The sequence below is a fragment of the Paenibacillus paludis genome (assembly GCF_042610515.1).
GTDB lineage: Bacteria > Bacillota > Bacilli > Paenibacillales > Paenibacillaceae > Paenibacillus_AQ.
This window is the reverse complement of the sequence record NZ_JBGJZP010000013.1, coordinates 142,504-157,363: the sequence shown is the minus strand read 5'-3', so window position 1 is coordinate 157,363 and position 14,860 is coordinate 142,504. Positions and strand designations below refer to the sequence as shown.

General features: G+C 47.2%; 14 protein-coding genes, 1 other RNA gene and 1 pseudogene. 14 read left to right on the top strand and 2 right to left on the bottom strand.

Annotated features, from left to right (window positions below; genetic code table 11):
* The first annotated feature begins 2 nt into the window (after nucleotides 1-2).
* The 8 genes from tpiA to ssrA all read left to right on the top strand — a co-directional run bounded on the left by tpiA (nucleotide 3) and on the right by ssrA (nucleotide 9,141).
* Nucleotides 3-758 (top strand): triose-phosphate isomerase, encoded by a 756-nt coding sequence (gene tpiA, locus ACAN56_RS23050; protein ID WP_379145894.1) that lies wholly within the window; start codon nucleotides 3-5, stop codon nucleotides 756-758.
* A 2-nt stretch (nucleotides 759-760) separates the two neighbouring features.
* Nucleotides 761-2,305, top strand: coding sequence for a 2,3-bisphosphoglycerate-independent phosphoglycerate mutase (gene gpmI, locus ACAN56_RS23045; RefSeq protein ID WP_038584686.1), 1,545 nt, complete (start codon nucleotides 761-763; stop codon nucleotides 2,303-2,305).
* A 58-nt stretch (nucleotides 2,306-2,363) separates the two neighbouring features.
* Nucleotides 2,364-3,650 carry a phosphopyruvate hydratase gene (gene eno, locus ACAN56_RS23040; RefSeq protein WP_038584689.1) on the top strand — a complete coding sequence of 429 codons (1,287 nt, stop codon included), beginning with the start codon at nucleotides 2,364-2,366 and terminating at the stop codon, nucleotides 3,648-3,650.
* Between the two features lie 125 nt (nucleotides 3,651-3,775).
* A complete protein-coding gene (locus tag ACAN56_RS23035; protein WP_038584692.1) occupies nucleotides 3,776-4,039 on the top strand; it encodes a YesK family protein in 264 nt (87 codons plus the stop codon).
* Between the two features lie 148 nt (nucleotides 4,040-4,187).
* Nucleotides 4,188-4,421, top strand: coding sequence for a preprotein translocase subunit SecG (gene secG, locus ACAN56_RS23030; protein ID WP_038584695.1), 234 nt, complete (start codon nucleotides 4,188-4,190; stop codon nucleotides 4,419-4,421).
* A 244-nt stretch (nucleotides 4,422-4,665) separates the two neighbouring features.
* Nucleotides 4,666-7,707, top strand: a complete 3,042-nt coding sequence (rnr, locus tag ACAN56_RS23025; RefSeq protein ID WP_379145922.1) for a ribonuclease R — start codon at nucleotides 4,666-4,668, stop codon at nucleotides 7,705-7,707.
* Between the two features lie 396 nt (nucleotides 7,708-8,103).
* On the top strand, nucleotides 8,104-8,583 hold the full coding sequence (gene smpB / locus ACAN56_RS23020; protein ID WP_038584698.1) for an SsrA-binding protein SmpB: 480 nt from the start codon (nucleotides 8,104-8,106) through the stop codon (nucleotides 8,581-8,583).
* Nucleotides 8,584-8,776: 193 nt separating this feature from the next.
* Nucleotides 8,777-9,141, top strand: a transfer-messenger RNA (tmRNA) gene (gene ssrA / locus ACAN56_RS23015).
* 178 nt (nucleotides 9,142-9,319) lie between these two features.
* Here ssrA and ACAN56_RS23010 read toward each other — a convergent pair.
* Both ACAN56_RS23010 and ACAN56_RS23005 read right to left on the bottom strand, forming a co-directional pair.
* Nucleotides 9,320-9,535, bottom strand: a complete 216-nt coding sequence (locus ACAN56_RS23010; protein WP_379145921.1) for a hypothetical protein — start codon at nucleotides 9,533-9,535, stop codon at nucleotides 9,320-9,322.
* 103 nt (nucleotides 9,536-9,638) lie between these two features.
* Nucleotides 9,639-9,848 (bottom strand): AbrB/MazE/SpoVT family DNA-binding domain-containing protein, encoded by a 210-nt coding sequence (locus ACAN56_RS23005; RefSeq protein WP_342437925.1) that lies wholly within the window; start codon nucleotides 9,846-9,848, stop codon nucleotides 9,639-9,641.
* A 446-nt stretch (nucleotides 9,849-10,294) separates the two neighbouring features.
* Here ACAN56_RS23005 and ACAN56_RS23000 point away from each other — a divergent pair, with 446 nt between their 5' ends.
* From ACAN56_RS23000 to ACAN56_RS22975, 6 genes and pseudogenes are all read left to right on the top strand, one after another.
* Nucleotides 10,295-11,278, top strand: coding sequence for a hypothetical protein (locus tag ACAN56_RS23000; protein WP_379145891.1), 984 nt, complete (start codon nucleotides 10,295-10,297; stop codon nucleotides 11,276-11,278).
* A 436-nt stretch (nucleotides 11,279-11,714) separates the two neighbouring features.
* A complete protein-coding gene (locus tag ACAN56_RS22995; RefSeq protein ID WP_379145890.1) occupies nucleotides 11,715-12,566 on the top strand; it encodes a hypothetical protein in 852 nt (283 codons plus the stop codon).
* Between the two features lie 13 nt (nucleotides 12,567-12,579).
* A pseudogene (locus ACAN56_RS35520) lies at nucleotides 12,580-13,022 on the top strand (Rpn family recombination-promoting nuclease/putative transposase); the annotation flags it as partial.
* Nucleotides 13,023-13,522: 500 nt separating this feature from the next.
* Nucleotides 13,523-13,966, top strand: a complete 444-nt coding sequence (locus tag ACAN56_RS22985) for a UPF0158 family protein (RefSeq protein WP_379145886.1) — start codon at nucleotides 13,523-13,525, stop codon at nucleotides 13,964-13,966.
* Nucleotides 13,967-13,984: 18 nt separating this feature from the next.
* A complete protein-coding gene (locus ACAN56_RS22980) occupies nucleotides 13,985-14,362 on the top strand; it encodes a hypothetical protein (RefSeq protein WP_379145885.1) in 378 nt (125 codons plus the stop codon).
* 148 nt (nucleotides 14,363-14,510) lie between these two features.
* A complete protein-coding gene (locus ACAN56_RS22975; RefSeq protein ID WP_379145883.1) occupies nucleotides 14,511-14,795 on the top strand; it encodes a hypothetical protein in 285 nt (94 codons plus the stop codon).
* Nucleotides 14,796-14,860 lie beyond the last annotated feature (65 nt).

The following is a 14,860-nucleotide window of genomic DNA, read 5'->3' as shown; positions in this document are numbered from 1 at the left end:
CTATGAGTAGAACACCTATTATCGCCGGGAACTGGAAGATGTTCAAAACCGTTCCGGAAGCAGAAGGCTTCATCGCTGAAGTCAAAGGCCAAGCAGAAGTAGCAGGCGTAGAGACTGTTGTTTGCGCTCCATTTACTAACCTGCCAGCACTGGTAGCAGCAGTTAAAGGCACAAGCATCAAGATCGGTGCACAAAACCTGCACTTCGAAGATAACGGCGCTTATACAGGCGAAATCAGCGGTGTAATGCTGAAGGACCTTGGCGTAGAGTATGTTATCATCGGGCACTCCGAACGTCGCGCTTATTTTGGCGAAACGGACGAAATCGTGAACAAAAAGATGCATGCGGCATTCCGTCACGGCATCACTCCAATTGTTTGTGTAGGCGAAAAGCTTGAAGAGCGCGAAGCTAATCAAACAAAAGATGTGTGCAAAGTTCAAACCGAAGCTGCATTTGCCGGTCTCAGTGCCGAACAGGCTGCTCAGGTCGTTATCGCCTATGAGCCTATCTGGGCGATTGGCACAGGCAAATCCTCCACTTCCCAGGATGCCAACGAAGTTATTGCTTATATCCGTACCCTTGTAAAAGGTCTGTATGATGAAGCAACTGCTGAAGCTGTGCGTATTCAATACGGCGGCAGTGTGAAGCCTGAGAATGTAACGGAGTACATGAGTCAAAGCGACATCGACGGCGCTCTTGTCGGCGGTGCCAGCCTGCAGCCAGCTTCCTTTGTTTCACTCGTTGAGGGGGCGAAGTAAGAATGTCAGCACCCAAACCTGTAGCATTAATCATCATGGACGGTTTCGGTTTGCGCAATACGACTGAAGGCAACGCTGTTGCTCAAGCCAACAAGCCTAACTATGACCGTTACCTGAAACAATATCCGAATACCACACTGACTGCTTGCGGCGAAGCTGTAGGTCTGCCGGAAGGACAAATGGGTAACTCGGAAGTAGGACACCTTAACATCGGTGCCGGACGTATCGTATATCAGGATTTGACCCGGATTGACAAGTCTATCCGTGACGGAGAATTCTTTGATAACGAAACGCTGGTTGCTGCTGTAAGAAACGCCAAATCAACCGGCAAAAAGCTTCATCTGTATGCACTGGTCTCCGACGGAGGCGTACACAGTCATATCAGTCACCTCTTTGCCATGCTTGATCTGGCCAAGAAAGAAGATATGCACGAAGTGTATATTCACGCATTCATGGACGGCCGCGATGTACCTCCTGACAGCGGACAAAAGTTCGTTCAGGATCTCGTAGCCAAGATTGAAGAGGTTGGCGTAGGTAAGATTGCTACGGTATCCGGGCGTTACTTCGCAATGGACCGTGACAAACGCTGGGAGCGTGTAGAGAAAGCCTATCGTGCTATGGTATATGGCGAAGGTCCGAAATATACCGATGCCCTGCAGGCGATCACAGCCTCCTATCAGAATTCCGTGTATGATGAATTCGTTGAGCCTAGTGTTATCGTAGACAGCAACGACAAGCCGGTTGCGGTAGTGGAAAGCGGCGATTCCGTTGTGTTCCTGAACTTCCGCCCTGACCGTGCGATTCAGCTGTCCCAAGTCTTTACCAACTCGGATTTCCGTGGTTTTGACCGGGGTCCTTTGTTCCCGCAAGGCCTGCACTTCGTATGTCTGACTACATTCAGCGAAACGGTGCAGGGCTTCGTGGCCTACTCACCGAAGAACCTGGATAATACCTTGGGTGAAGTGCTGGTACAGCAGAACAAGAAGCAATTGCGTATTGCGGAAACTGAAAAGTACCCGCATGTAACCTTCTTCTTCAGCGGCGGACGTGATGAAGAGCTTCCTGGGGAAACCCGCATCCTGATCAACTCTCCTAAAGTAGCAACTTATGATCTTCAGCCTGAGATGAGCGCATACGAAGTGGCGGCGGCCTGCGTAGCGGAAATCGAAGCGGATAGACAAGATGCTATTATCCTTAACTTCGCAAATCCTGATATGGTTGGACACTCCGGCATGCTGGAGCCAACAATCAAGGCTGTTGAAGTGACGGATGAATGTGTGGGTAAAGTTGTGGATGCCGTTGTAGCCAAAGGCGGCGTGGCAATCATCATTGCCGACCACGGCAATGCGGATATGGTATTTGACGAGAACGGACGTCCGTTCACGGCTCATACTACCAACCCGGTTCCTTTCATCGTAACTACCGAAAATGTTGTACTGCGCGAATCCGGTATCCTTGCTGATGTGGCACCGACGATTCTGGATCTGATGGGACTTCCGCAACCAGCGGAAATGACCGGACAATCCATGATCGCCAGCCGTAAATAAGCAGGATTTAAGCTTCACCATCACTACCAAAACCCATGATAAAAGGAGATTAACTTACATGACTATTATTTCTGATGTGTACGCTCGCGAAGTCCTCGACTCCCGCGGTAACCCTACTGTAGAGGTTGATGTTTATCTGGAATCCGGTGCTAAAGGCCGCGCTATCGTTCCTTCCGGCGCTTCCACTGGCGCTCATGAAGCTGTAGAGCTTCGTGACGAAGACAAAAACCGTTACCTGGGTAAAGGCGTTCTGAAAGCTGTTGAGAACGTAAATGAAATCATCGCTCCTGAAGTAATCGGTATGGACGCTCTTGACCAACTGGGCATCGACAAATTGATGATCACTTTGGACGGTACTCACAACAAAGGCAAACTCGGCGCTAACGCAATTCTGGCTGTATCCATGGCCGTAGCCCGCGCTGCAGCAGCAGCTCTGGATGTACCTTTGTATGTATACCTGGGCGGATTCAACGCTAAACAGCTTCCAGTACCAATGATGAACATCGTTAACGGCGGCGCACATGCCGACAACAACGTAGACGTTCAAGAGTTCATGGTTCTGCCAGTTGGCGCACCTAGCTTCAAAGAAGCTCTGCGTACAGGCGCTGAAATCTTCCACGCTCTGAAATCGGTACTGAAAGCTAAAGGCCTGAACACTGCAGTTGGCGACGAAGGCGGATTCGCTCCTAACTTCACTTCCAACGAAGATGCATTGTCCTCCATCATGGAAGCTATCGAAAAAGCCGGTTACAAACCAGGCGTTGACGTATTCCTTGGTATGGACGTTGCTTCCACTGAGTTCTTCAAAGATGGCAAATACCACCTGGAAGGCGAAGGCAAATCCTTCACACCAGCTGAATTTGTTGACCTGCTCGCTTCTTGGGCTGATAAATACCCAATCATCACCATCGAAGATGGCTGCTCCGAAGATGACTGGGAAGGCTGGAAATTGCTGTCCGAGAAACTCGGCAACAAAATCCAACTCGTTGGCGATGACTTGTTCGTAACCAACACTGAGCGTCTGGCTAAAGGTATCGAAGAAGGTATCGGTAACTCCATTCTGATCAAAGTTAACCAAATCGGTACTTTGACTGAAACTTTCGATGCTATCGAAATGGCTAAACGTGCAGGTTACACTGCAGTTATCTCTCACCGTTCCGGTGAATCCGAAGACAGCACCATCGCTGATATCGCTGTGGCAACCAATGCCGGCCAAATCAAAACAGGTGCTCCTTCCCGTACAGACCGTATCGCTAAATACAACCAATTGCTTCGTATCGAAGATGAACTGGGTGAATTGGCTCAATACAACGGCCTGAAATCCTTCTACAACCTCAAAAGATAATTATTTTTGAGTCAAGCTTTTCAAAGAGTCTGCCGGTTTCCGGCAGGCTCTTTTTTATTTGAAATTGCATCTGCCGCTCTGAATAGGTATTCTATAAATGTAGATAATTGGAAGGAGTGGATTGAATGAATGCTATTGTGGCAGGGATTGCGATTGGAATACTGATTGTAATCATAAGCTTAGTTTTTACACGAATCCGGGGACTGCATTCCGGGCTCACGTTTTATCCGGGGATTGTCGGCTTGGTTGGCGGTGCAATTCTGCTCGTGCTCAGTTTTTCAGTGATTGGGCGCTGGGAAGGGATTGCCTATGCCTTTATGTGTGTTCCTATCATTGTGATTTCTGCGCTGTTATTGCTGACTCTTACGTTTTTCAGGAGACAGGCTTAGGAGATTGACACCCGGTATCTCCAAACTAGATTCGTAGTCAGAAGGTTGTATTCATACGGTAGCTATGATAAAATAAAAATGCTGTTTATGAAACGTAAAACCTAATTTAGCATAGATAGTGATGCTTGGACGTAGGAGGTGGAAGTGAATGGATATCTTTTTGAAAGTAGTTCTCCTGATTTTTTCCGTCGGTCTGATTGCGGTCGTTCTTCTGCAAAAAGGGAAAAGCGCAGGTCTCTCCGGTGCCATCTCCGGCGGTGCTGAGCATCTTTTCGGTAAAACTAAAGCACGCGGTATGGAGCTTGTACTGCAGCGTGTAACGGTTGCACTGGCAGCTGGATTCTTCATTATGGCGATCGTTGTTGCCATTGTAGTTGATTAGGACGTCTACAATAAGCCTTCGCACTGTTCTGAATAGAATGGGGCGTGGGCTTTTTTGGTGCAATTTTTTGGACTGCGTTAACTTTGTGATAATCATTACAGGGATGCTCTGGATTGATTTCGTGTATACTAGGGTATGAAGTATATAAAGGTAAAATTTACTTGAATGATTTCGGGTGAAGCAGGACAAGACATACATATATGCCAGCAGCGCTTGAAGGCTGCGGAGGGCCGAGGTGACTAACTTGATAACACAGGAAATATTGCTTGATTTTATGCGGGAGACCGCTTATAAACCGCTCACTTATGACGAATTGGTAAGCCACTTCGAGTTGCAGGATAGCGCGTCGTTTAAAGCGTTCGAGGATTTGCTGCTGGAGCTTGAACAGGACGGGAGAGTCGTGCTGACCCGGAATGCCCGTTATGGCGTGCCGGAACGGATGGATTTATTGCGTGGACGGCTGCAGGCACATTCGAAGGGGTTTGCTTTTCTAATCCCGGACGACCGTGATCATCCCGATGTGTATGTACACGCCAACGATTTAAAGGGTGCGATGAACGGGGATATCGTACTGGTGCGTGTCACTTCGAAAAGTCCGTCCGGCGGGCGGATGGAAGGCGAAGTGGTGCGGATCGTGAAAAGAGGTGTGCTCCAGACTGTTGGGGTATTCCAAAGCCTGGAGACCTACGGTTTTGTGCTGCCGGATGACAAGCGGATTAACCGCGATATCTTTATTCCGAAGCAGTCCTTTATGGGAGCGGTCGACGGCGAGAAGGTTGTGGTCCGCATTGTAAATTACCCGGAAGGCCGCGCTGCGGCTGAAGGGGAAATCATTGAAATTCTGGGACATAAGGACGACCCGGGTGTTGATATTTTATCCGTAATCCGTAAGCACCAGCTGCCTGAGGCTTTTCCGTCTGAAGTGATGACCGAAGCGGAGCAGGCACCGGATTCCATTACCGATGAAGAAATTATCCAGCAGGGACGCCGCGATTTGCGCGGGCTCAACATTGTCACCATCGACGGTGAGGATGCCAAGGATCTGGATGATGCGGTTAATGTGGAGCGGCTGGAGAACGGGCATTACAAGCTGGGCGTCCATATCGCCGACGTCGGCTATTATGTGCGCGAAGGTTCGGAGCTTGACAAGGAAGCTTATGACCGCGGATGCAGTGTGTATCTGGTGGACCGGGTGATTCCGATGCTGCCGCACCGTCTTTCTAACGGGATTTGCAGTTTGAACCCGCAGGTGGACCGGCTGACGATGTCCTGTGAGATGGAATTTAATGAGCATATGAAGGTCGTGAAGCATGATGTCTTTACGAGTGTAATCCGCACCAAAGAAAGAATGACTTACTCCAATGTCCGTAAAATCGTCGAAGACGAAGATCCGGAGCTGCTGGAGCGTTATAGTCCGCTGATCGAGGACTTCCGTCTGATGAAGGAACTGGCCATGAAGCTGCGCGATGCGCGGATGCGGCGGGGAGCGGTTGATTTTGACTTTGAAGAAAGCAAGATCATCGTCGACGAGAACGGCAAAGCTGTTGATATCGTAAAACGTGAGCGTTCAGTAGCCGAGCAAATTATCGAAGAGTTCATGCTGGCGGCCAATGAGACGGTAGCCGAGCATTTCCACTGGCTAAAAGTGCCGTTCCTCTACCGGATTCATGAAGATCCGGATCCGGAGAAGCTGCAGAACTTTATGGCCTTTGCCGCCAATTTCGGCTACCACGTCAAGGGACGCGGGAATTCTGTTCACCCGCGCGCGCTGCAGAGCCTGCTGGAGGACATTCAAGGCACTAAGGAGCAGACAGTCATCAGCACGATGATGCTGCGCTCCATGAAGCAGGCCAAGTATGATGCGGAGAGCACGGGCCATTTTGGACTTGCGGCGGAATACTATTCCCACTTCACATCGCCGATCCGCCGGTACCCGGACCTTGTCATTCACCGCGTGATGCGCGAGGTGATCGAGAACGGCGGAGCCCTAAGCCAGAAGCGTCATGATTACCTGTCCAGCCGGATGCCTGACATCGCGCAGCAGTCCTCTGAACGCGAACGCGTAGCAGTGGAAGCAGAGCGTGATACGGAGCAGCTGAAGAAAGCGGAATATATGCAGGATAAGGTCGGCGAGGAATTCGAGGCGATGATCAGCAGTGTAACCAGCTTCGGCATGTTCATTGAGCTGGAAAATACCGTCGAAGGCTTAATCCGTCTCAGCGCGCTGAGCGATGATTACTACCACTTCGACGAAGCTCATATGGCGCTCATCGGCGAGCGCACCTCGAAGGTGTTCCGTATTGGCGACGAGGTGAAGATCCGTGTCGCCAAGGTCAACATGGACGACCACACGATCGACTTCGAGCTGGTCGACATGAAGCCGCGTGCGGCGGGCGAGCACCGCAGCTATAGCGGACGCAGCGGTAAAGGCGGCCGTCCTGGCGCCGGCGGCTTCAGCAAGCCGTCCGGTGGAAAAGCCGGCGGCAAGGGCCGCACCGGCGGTAAAGGCAAGCCCGGCGCTGTCGGCGCGGGCAAGGGCAAATCCGGCGGCGCGCTGANCGGACGCAGCGGTAAAGGCGGCCGTCCTGGCGCCGGCGGCTTCAGCAAGCCGTCCGGTGGAAAAGCCGGCGGCAAGGGCCGCACCGGCGGTAAAGGCAAGCCCGGCGCTGTCGGCGCGGGCAAGGGCAAATCCGGCGGCGCGCTGAACGCCGGCAGAGGCAAGTCCGGCGCGGTGGGAACCGGCGCCTGGGAAGCGCCGCGCACAGACGCGGCGGCCGGTAGCGGCGCGCCAGCAGGCGGACGCGCCAAGCGTGGCAGCGGCGGCCCTGCAGAGGCCGCACGCCGGGCTTACGCCGCCCTGAACGGCGAAGCGGGCGGCAGCAGTGCGCCGCGCGAACGCAGCGGCGGGGGACGTGGCCGCGGCGGAGAGGCCGGAGGCGGTGCCGGGGGACGCGGCATCAGCTTCGGGTTCGGCTCCGGTAAGGGCGGCTATGGCGCGCCAGCCGGCGGCGCAGGCGAGCAAGGTGCAGGCGAGCTGCGCGGCGTTGACGCGAACACCCGGTTCAGCAGCCGGGAGGATCGCGGGTTCGAGAGCCGCAGCGGAAGCACAGAAGGCAAGAATAAGGGCCGCCGCAAGAAGAACAAGAGCGGCGTGTTTATTGGCCCTTCCGTCACTCCAGGCAACGTGGAGACCTCCGACAAGGTAGCCGCTAAGCGCAGTGACAAAGGCAGCAATGCGGAAGGCGCAGTACGCCGAAAGAAAAAGAAGAAAAAACCTCAGGAGTAAGCTGAGATGATGAAGGCGCTGTTCCCGTGAAGGGAGCGGCGCTTTTTTACTAATAAAGAATTTTATGTTCGGGGTCCCCCGCAAAAGGAATGCATAAACTTCCAAGTCAAAGTCACCCTACACTGGGATTAACGTCAACCCATTTATATCCTATGTGGTGTTGTGCCAGGATGTATTTTTTATTTATCCATCATATTGTATATAAATTATCTCCAAAGCGGGGCTTACTGACATACGTATGTCAAAATGCCTGGTGGTGAATGGGCGCTGCTTCCTTGCGTTCCCCGGAGCGATTTTGATACAATATAGATCTGACGTTTGGATAATCAAACTTACCTGCTTGTTAAGGCAATTTGATTGTCTCTGCTTAGGAATACGATTCAAGGAGTGACTCTCATGGGTAAAAAAGCAGACGGGAAAGTGCTCGCCCAGAACAAAAAAGCTTCCCATGATTATTACATCGAGGACACTTACGAAGCTGGCTTGGTGCTGACCGGCACAGAAATCAAGTCGCTGCGTAATGGACGCGCGAATATTGGCGATGCTTTTGCGACGATTCGAAACGGTGAGATTTTCGTGCACAACATGCATATCAGCCCTTTTGAACAAGGGAACCGCTCCAATCCTACCGACCCGACGCGTACACGCAAGCTGCTGATGCATAAAGAGCAGATTCACAAGCTGCTGGGACAGTCCAAGCGTGAGGGATTCACCATCGTGCCGCTGAAGGTGTACGTCCGCAACGGATACGCCAAGCTGCTGATCGGCCTCGGTAAAGGGAAGAAAGAGTACGACAAACGCGATTCCGCCGCAAAACGTGATGCTCAGCGCGATATCCAGCGTGTGCTGCGCGACAAGCAAAAGATCGCAAGATAAGCCCGGGCAGGAGAATGCCCAATGTTCCAGATTCCACCTTCAATTCCTTTAACCTTCGTGTTAAAGTGTTGATAAATGTGCTATACTGTGTAAGTAAAGCTTAATGCTTCTTTGCAGTCTTCTTGAAGAAGAGACTGTGGATCGGATCACTTTTGCTCGCTGGTCCGCTTAATCCGAAGCGCCCTTTTAATGAGGGGCCGTTCTTGGATTCGACGGGGGTAGTTCGAGCATGAGTAGCGAGTAGTGGGGACGCGTCCGCTTCATCAACGCTAAAGCCTATTAAACGGCAAACAACAAACAAACTACGCTTTCGCAGCCTAAGAAACTGTGTGCGTGCTTCTACCCTGCATCGCCCATGTGACAGGGATAGGGGCTAACAAGTAGTGGGATACGCTGTCTCATCTCCGCCTGCGGTGAGCTGAAGAAGACAATCAGGCTGACCCGAAGGGGACCCGGTTACGGGGGGCTTCTAGGGTGACATCAAATCCGTGACTACACTCGTAGAAGCTTATGTGCCGTTATCTTCGGACAGGGGTTCGAATCCCCTCGGCTCCATATGGAGTATCACCAAAAAAGCGACCTTAACGGTCGCTTTTTTTGATTTATGCCCTAATCTGGACACAATGGGCTTCAATAATATTGGATAATTCCTTAAGCGTAAATTTATGATTAACCATATCTAGCGTGAAATCTTCAGCTTTCTTCGTATCCATCTCAAAGGTCAAATTATTGAGCTTTAAATAAACAATAAGTGCTGTAAAGGCAGACCGTTTATTGCGTTGTGAAATGAATGGTTTTGGCCTAATGATTCAAACAATGCAGCGGCTTTTTCAAGAATAGCAGAACAAGCTTCATCCCTAAAAGCGGAAGATTGCGGGCGAAAGACTGCCGATTCGAGTAACCCGGTGTCTTTTACACCAATTTGTCCTTCAGGGCTATACCGTTGAATCATTGCTAGATTAATGGCAATTGCTTCTTGTATGGATAGATAGCGAGTTAGCATCCTTTAACTTTAAGCCCACGTAATGTCTGATCGTATTTATGCATAACGTCTGTCAAAGAATCCATGAAGTCCTTGCTGATTCTATTAGGCAATGCGACTTTATTTGATTTTCTGATAATAATCCCCCCATCGCTTCGTTTACATCAATAAGAACAGTATCCCCTTGATCTAGTCCTATCTGCTTTAAATCATCTGTCATAGTAATGCTGAGGCTATTTCCAAACTTTGAGACTTTACGTTCCATTTCGATCACACTATTCATTGGAGTTCCTCATAACCAATATATATTACGGTCACCCTGAGCTTGGCTAATGTCATGTCCCTTTAAATATAAAAAAAGTTGTTGTAATTCATATGTAATATGTTTACACTAAAAGTAATAAATTGGTAATAACGAAAAAACGCGGACGGTTGTGAAGTGTTTCACAAAAATCACCTGAGGTATGTAAGTGATGGTAGGGATTATTTGCAACATCTGCTTTTGAGAAAAATTATACATAGTATTGCCCTCATTAATTCAACTGATATCTGGAAACCCAATAGAGGCTTGACACCAAAGAAAGACGAAAAGTTAGCTTGTACCAGTTAGAGATCCCGCTTTTGTGGAAGGGGAATTATGTAAGGTGGTGGTAGATGTTAAGGTTGGAATCCTTGTAGACCCTATAATCCAAACTTAGTCATATCTTATAATGGAGAGGTAGATGATAAATGAAGAAGAATTTTTTATTATCAATTACACTATGTTTTTCCTTGCTTTTCTGTTTGGCAGTACCTGCAGCCTTTGCTAATTCAGTAAGTGAAGATGAAACCCTGAATAATGGATATTCAATAACTGATGCCTATGAGTACCCATTACAAATAGATACTGGGGAATGGAAAGAAATTCAATCCTCCGAGGAAAAAGTTAAGGTTTCTCAAATCCCAGAATCCATTTTATATAATATGACGACAGAAGCATTGGTAGAAACAGTAATGAATTATCCATTAATGGTTACTATGTACGCTTTTGATACCGAACAAGCAGGATTTAATGCCGTTTACAGTACTTTTAATGGTTTACAGGAATTAACAAAGAGGTCTGACGCCGCCTTTGAATTAGAGCGATATCGTAGTAATACTGCTCTTTTAAAAACAACAGATACTAAAATAATCGTTCAAAGTTATTATGCCGAAACTTTACTTGCAGCTATTGGCTCTAATAGCCGTGTAAGTTCAGATAGCGTTATTACTCCATATTTCACCAACAGTTCTGTAACTACACCTAGAGGTACTAGTGTGCCGACATTTAAAGATCTGACCTGGGCGGATCATGGATATACATCGGCACAAGGGGCTGCAATTCAAGCTCAGTTCGTAGCAGCATTTCCTAATGCAACAGTTTTGAGTGCTCAGAATCCCAGTTATAATTGTCACTCGTATGCATGGTATTCTACAAGTTCGGCTAATACACATTGGATGAATAGCTCAAGTGGGTATAGAACGGATGGCAGCTATACCAGTGGAACGGCGAGAGTTGGGAGCAAAGTGGATTATGGAGCAGGAGATCATTCAGCCATTGTAACATATGTTGGAGGAGGATCGGGACCCAATATTACAGTTAAGTCAAAGTGGGGACATAATGGAGTGTTCTCACATAATATTGTTGATTCTCCTTATACGATGGGTGCTTATTCTTGCACTTTCTGGAATTGATTATAACCACAAGTTATAATACTGTTTCTCTGGTTATACGTGATAGTGATTTGAAGGATGGGTTACAGTAGTGATGTTATTGAGGACTAAAGTTCCTTCGGTTGACATCAAAACTGTGACTACACTCGTAGAAGCTTATGTGCCGTTATCTTCGGACAGGGGTTAGAATTCCCTCGGCTCCATATGGAGTAAGTGAAAGACACCTTTAAGGGTGTCTTTTTTGATTTAGCAGAAGTGTTAGATGATACGTACTCGTTAAAAGGCAGGGTATAACTTTTTTTGTGCTTACATCCTCCACCGTTTAGGAATTGGATTCGAGAGTGAAAATATGGTGTGAGTATGTTATTCTTTAACAAATCATTATATACTTTTTCAACGGAAGCACCGTGCCTAATTATTTATTAAGCATGGTCTTTTTGATGGAGGAGATGGAAGAATGAAACATTCTTTAGAAGTGATTTCGAAAGAAATAAGGAGCAGGGTTGAGGCGAAGTTTCCGGTATTATTGGCTAATTTAGCTGAAGAGTTAGCATATGACATGATGTTTACGCCTAAATATAAAATTACTCGCGAATACGACCCTCCATGGGATTGTTCGGGTATGCTGGTTCAGGAAAATGATTTAATCTCGGTTGATGATTATTATAGTGTTGAAGACTTTTTTGATGAGTATACCGGGCAATCTACAGCTAGCTATACAAGTGGTATTGGTTTTTTACATAATAGTTTTGGAGAAAAGTACGAAGATGTGGTTAGAGAATTTGTTTTTGGATGTTATATTGAGGTTCTGTCAGAAACAGATAATAACCTTCTCATTCAGCAATTGTTAGCGCATGGATATGATATCTCAGGGACGGAAAATGAGGATATCATCCAAGCTGTCACGGATTATGAGCTCTTTGAAGAGCCATTCTGGTATCATCTTGAAATTATTGAGCGTGTGAAGCCGCTTAGCTTAAAAATGATGGTTGCCCGTGGTAAAAATGGAGCTGTAAAAAAGCGTCATCATCAATTAGCAAGGCGTATAGAAGAAGATAAAAAAATAAGTTTCGAACAGAACGAAGCATATAAAATTTGGAATAAGCTACAGAAACTATTTCGCTTACAAAAGGGATATTCACTCTCAAAGATTGAAATGAAGGATTATATAATGTTTAGTGAATTTCTAGAATATAGCCGTATATCTTATGACGAAAAGATCTTCTTAGCTAAATATATGGGCAATAAGTTTTCTAATAAAGTATGTGTGTGTTTGAAGGATGGGCAAGGAATCAACTATAGTGATTAGGTTGCTGGCGTGCCTCAGCGAGGGAGACAAATATCCTGAGTTGAATAAATGCGTGACGATTAACATTTTAAACTATGGGTTCTTAAAGAATGAGCAATATCATAACGTATTCCATCTGCGGGCGGGCTGATTAATTGGCTATTGTTCTTAACGGGTGCCGATACATCACAATTGGAGGTGCTAAAGATGAATGAGCCGGGTTTGGAAAAGGCTATGGATACTTTGCAATATTTGAGTCAGGATTCGGATGCCAGACGATTGTATGAGGCTAGACAGAAATATTTGCATGATGAAGCATCTATGGTTGAGGGGGCGAAGTCTGCGGGTATTGCAGAAGGCGTAAACAAAGGAAAAAAAGAAGTCGCTCGTAAGTTGCTGGCAATGGGGATGGATTATGCAGCTGTAGCTAAGGCAACAGGGCTTAGTGAAAGTGAAATAAAGTCGTTAAATCCTTAACATGTGGTTGTGGTGTTGTTTACCATGCAAGCTTCATCAACGCTAAAGCCTATTAAAACGGCAACCAACAAAACAACAACACTTTCGCAGCCTAAAGAAACTGTGCGCGTGCTTCTGCCCTGCATCGCCATGTGACAGGGATAGGCTCTAATAAATAGTGGGATACACCGTCTGGTCTCCGCCAGGACGGAAGAAGGAAGAAGATAATCAGGCTCACCCGAAGGGGACCCGGTTACGAGGGGCTTCTAGGGTGACATCAAAACTGTGAATGCACTCGTAGAAAGTTATGTGTCGCTATCTTCGGATTGGGGTTCGGCTCCCCTCCATCTCGAAACCCTCTCCTAGAGCGCATTTTTTTTATTTTCCAGGACCTGAATTGTAGTCCAAATGGCTATAATGGCTCCTAATATTTCGGACTTCCAAGTTGTCTGCTTAATTTTGCCCACACTGAAATAGTTCTGCTAAAATAGGATCATATAAATCAAGTGAGGTCGATCGAAATGAAATTAATGGACGAGCTTATTGATGCTTACTTGGATAACAACTTTGAGCACCCGTATTATTTGGATCTGCATACTGGACAAGTCATTTTGGATTTAGATGAGGCGTATACAGGGGAACCGGGAATCGACTGGGATGACGAGGAAAACGAAGAACGTTATATCGATATTCCAAAGATTGATTCAAATGAGGCATTTTATGTAATGACAAAATTTGCTCAGCGTACTGAATCCGATCCCGAGGATGAATTATTTGATGCTCTTGGTGGTAATAAACCTTTTAGAAGGTTTAAGGATGCGCTTGATAGATTGGATATTTGGGAAGAGTGGAACAGGTTCGAAAACAAGTATGCAGAAGAAGCAATCCAATCGTGGATGGATCGGTTTGAGCTGGATTACAATGAATTTAGCGAAAAGCACAATAATAATATTCCTTTTTCATAATGAAAGGGCGTAGTTTGTTTGAATAGACAAGAGTTACAGAAGAAGGTTCGTCATACGGTGCAACAATTGATCTGGGAAAAAGGGTATGCGAGCCCACTGGATTTGTTCTTGAAGATGGAGAAGGTCTCTCCGAAGCTTGTTGAGGAATGGAGATTAGGAAGGGTTCCATATCTTGAACGGGTTCTTCATGGCAACTTGGGTCAATTCAGCTTCATCATGAAAGAATTCCGAAAAACTGCAAGGGAGATCAACCTTAAAGAGTCCTATACCGCCTATATGTCCTGGGGAAAAGGTTCGAAACGCCCGCTACGTTTCTCGAAATCAGGTAACGACCAAGTGGAACGATACTATTCCACTCACTATGTAAAGCTGCCAAACCCCGAGCAGCCCAATTAAAAGTCGCTTTTAGTGGGGCTTAATCAGCCGCAAAGATGTAATGAAGAGGGGGCGTAATTATGTGTCGGGTGGATTCTTGTGAAGGAGCAAGAATGTTTGCGGCTCTTGGAATATGTCAAGAAGCAGCCTTCTCGAATGGAACAGGGGGGTGTCCAAGGTACGATGGGATGAAGTTCAGGAGCGTTTTCCTAATGAATGGGTCGTTTTTGAGGCGAATAAGGCCTATTCCAAGGAAGGCCAGCGTTTTATTGAAGAAATGTCGGTGATTGACTCCTATGTGGACTCTACCAAAGCATTGAAACGGTACAGTGAGTTACACCAGGAAGCTCCACATCGCGAGTATTGTTTTTTCACACTTCCCGTCCTGAGGTTGTGGCGCGAGAACGATATGTGGGGATCAGAGGGCCAAGATGAATATAACAGAAATCTTTGATACTGGAGAAATGCAACTGAAACTAACATTCGCTAAACGGCTATCTACATACAGTTTCAGCAACA

What these genes read in the sequence shown, in the direction of transcription:
- ACAN56_RS22995 (WP_379145890.1), top strand. Translation starts at nt 11,715, where the DNA reads ATGAAACATTCTTTAGAAGTGATTTCGAAAGAAATAAGGAGCAGGGTT.
- eno (WP_038584689.1), top strand. Translation starts at nt 2,364, where the DNA reads ATGACTATTATTTCTGATGTGTACGCTCGCGAAGTCCTCGACTCCCGC.
- gpmI (WP_038584686.1), top strand. Translation starts at nt 761, where the DNA reads ATGTCAGCACCCAAACCTGTAGCATTAATCATCATGGACGGTTTCGGT.
- ACAN56_RS23005 (WP_342437925.1), bottom strand. Translation starts at nt 9,848, where the DNA reads ATGAATAGTGTGATCGAAATGGAACGTAAAGTCTCAAAGTTTGGAAAT.
- smpB (WP_038584698.1), top strand. Translation starts at nt 8,104, where the DNA reads ATGGGTAAAAAAGCAGACGGGAAAGTGCTCGCCCAGAACAAAAAAGCT.
- ACAN56_RS22985 (WP_379145886.1), top strand. Translation starts at nt 13,523, where the DNA reads ATGAAATTAATGGACGAGCTTATTGATGCTTACTTGGATAACAACTTT.
- ACAN56_RS23035 (WP_038584692.1), top strand. Translation starts at nt 3,776, where the DNA reads ATGAATGCTATTGTGGCAGGGATTGCGATTGGAATACTGATTGTAATC.
- secG (WP_038584695.1), top strand. Translation starts at nt 4,188, where the DNA reads ATGGATATCTTTTTGAAAGTAGTTCTCCTGATTTTTTCCGTCGGTCTG.
- tpiA (WP_379145894.1), top strand. Translation starts at nt 3, where the DNA reads ATGAGTAGAACACCTATTATCGCCGGGAACTGGAAGATGTTCAAAACC.
- ACAN56_RS23010 (WP_379145921.1), bottom strand. Translation starts at nt 9,535, where the DNA reads ATGATTCAACGGTATAGCCCTGAAGGACAAATTGGTGTAAAAGACACC.
- ACAN56_RS23000 (WP_379145891.1), top strand. Translation starts at nt 10,295, where the DNA reads ATGAAGAAGAATTTTTTATTATCAATTACACTATGTTTTTCCTTGCTT.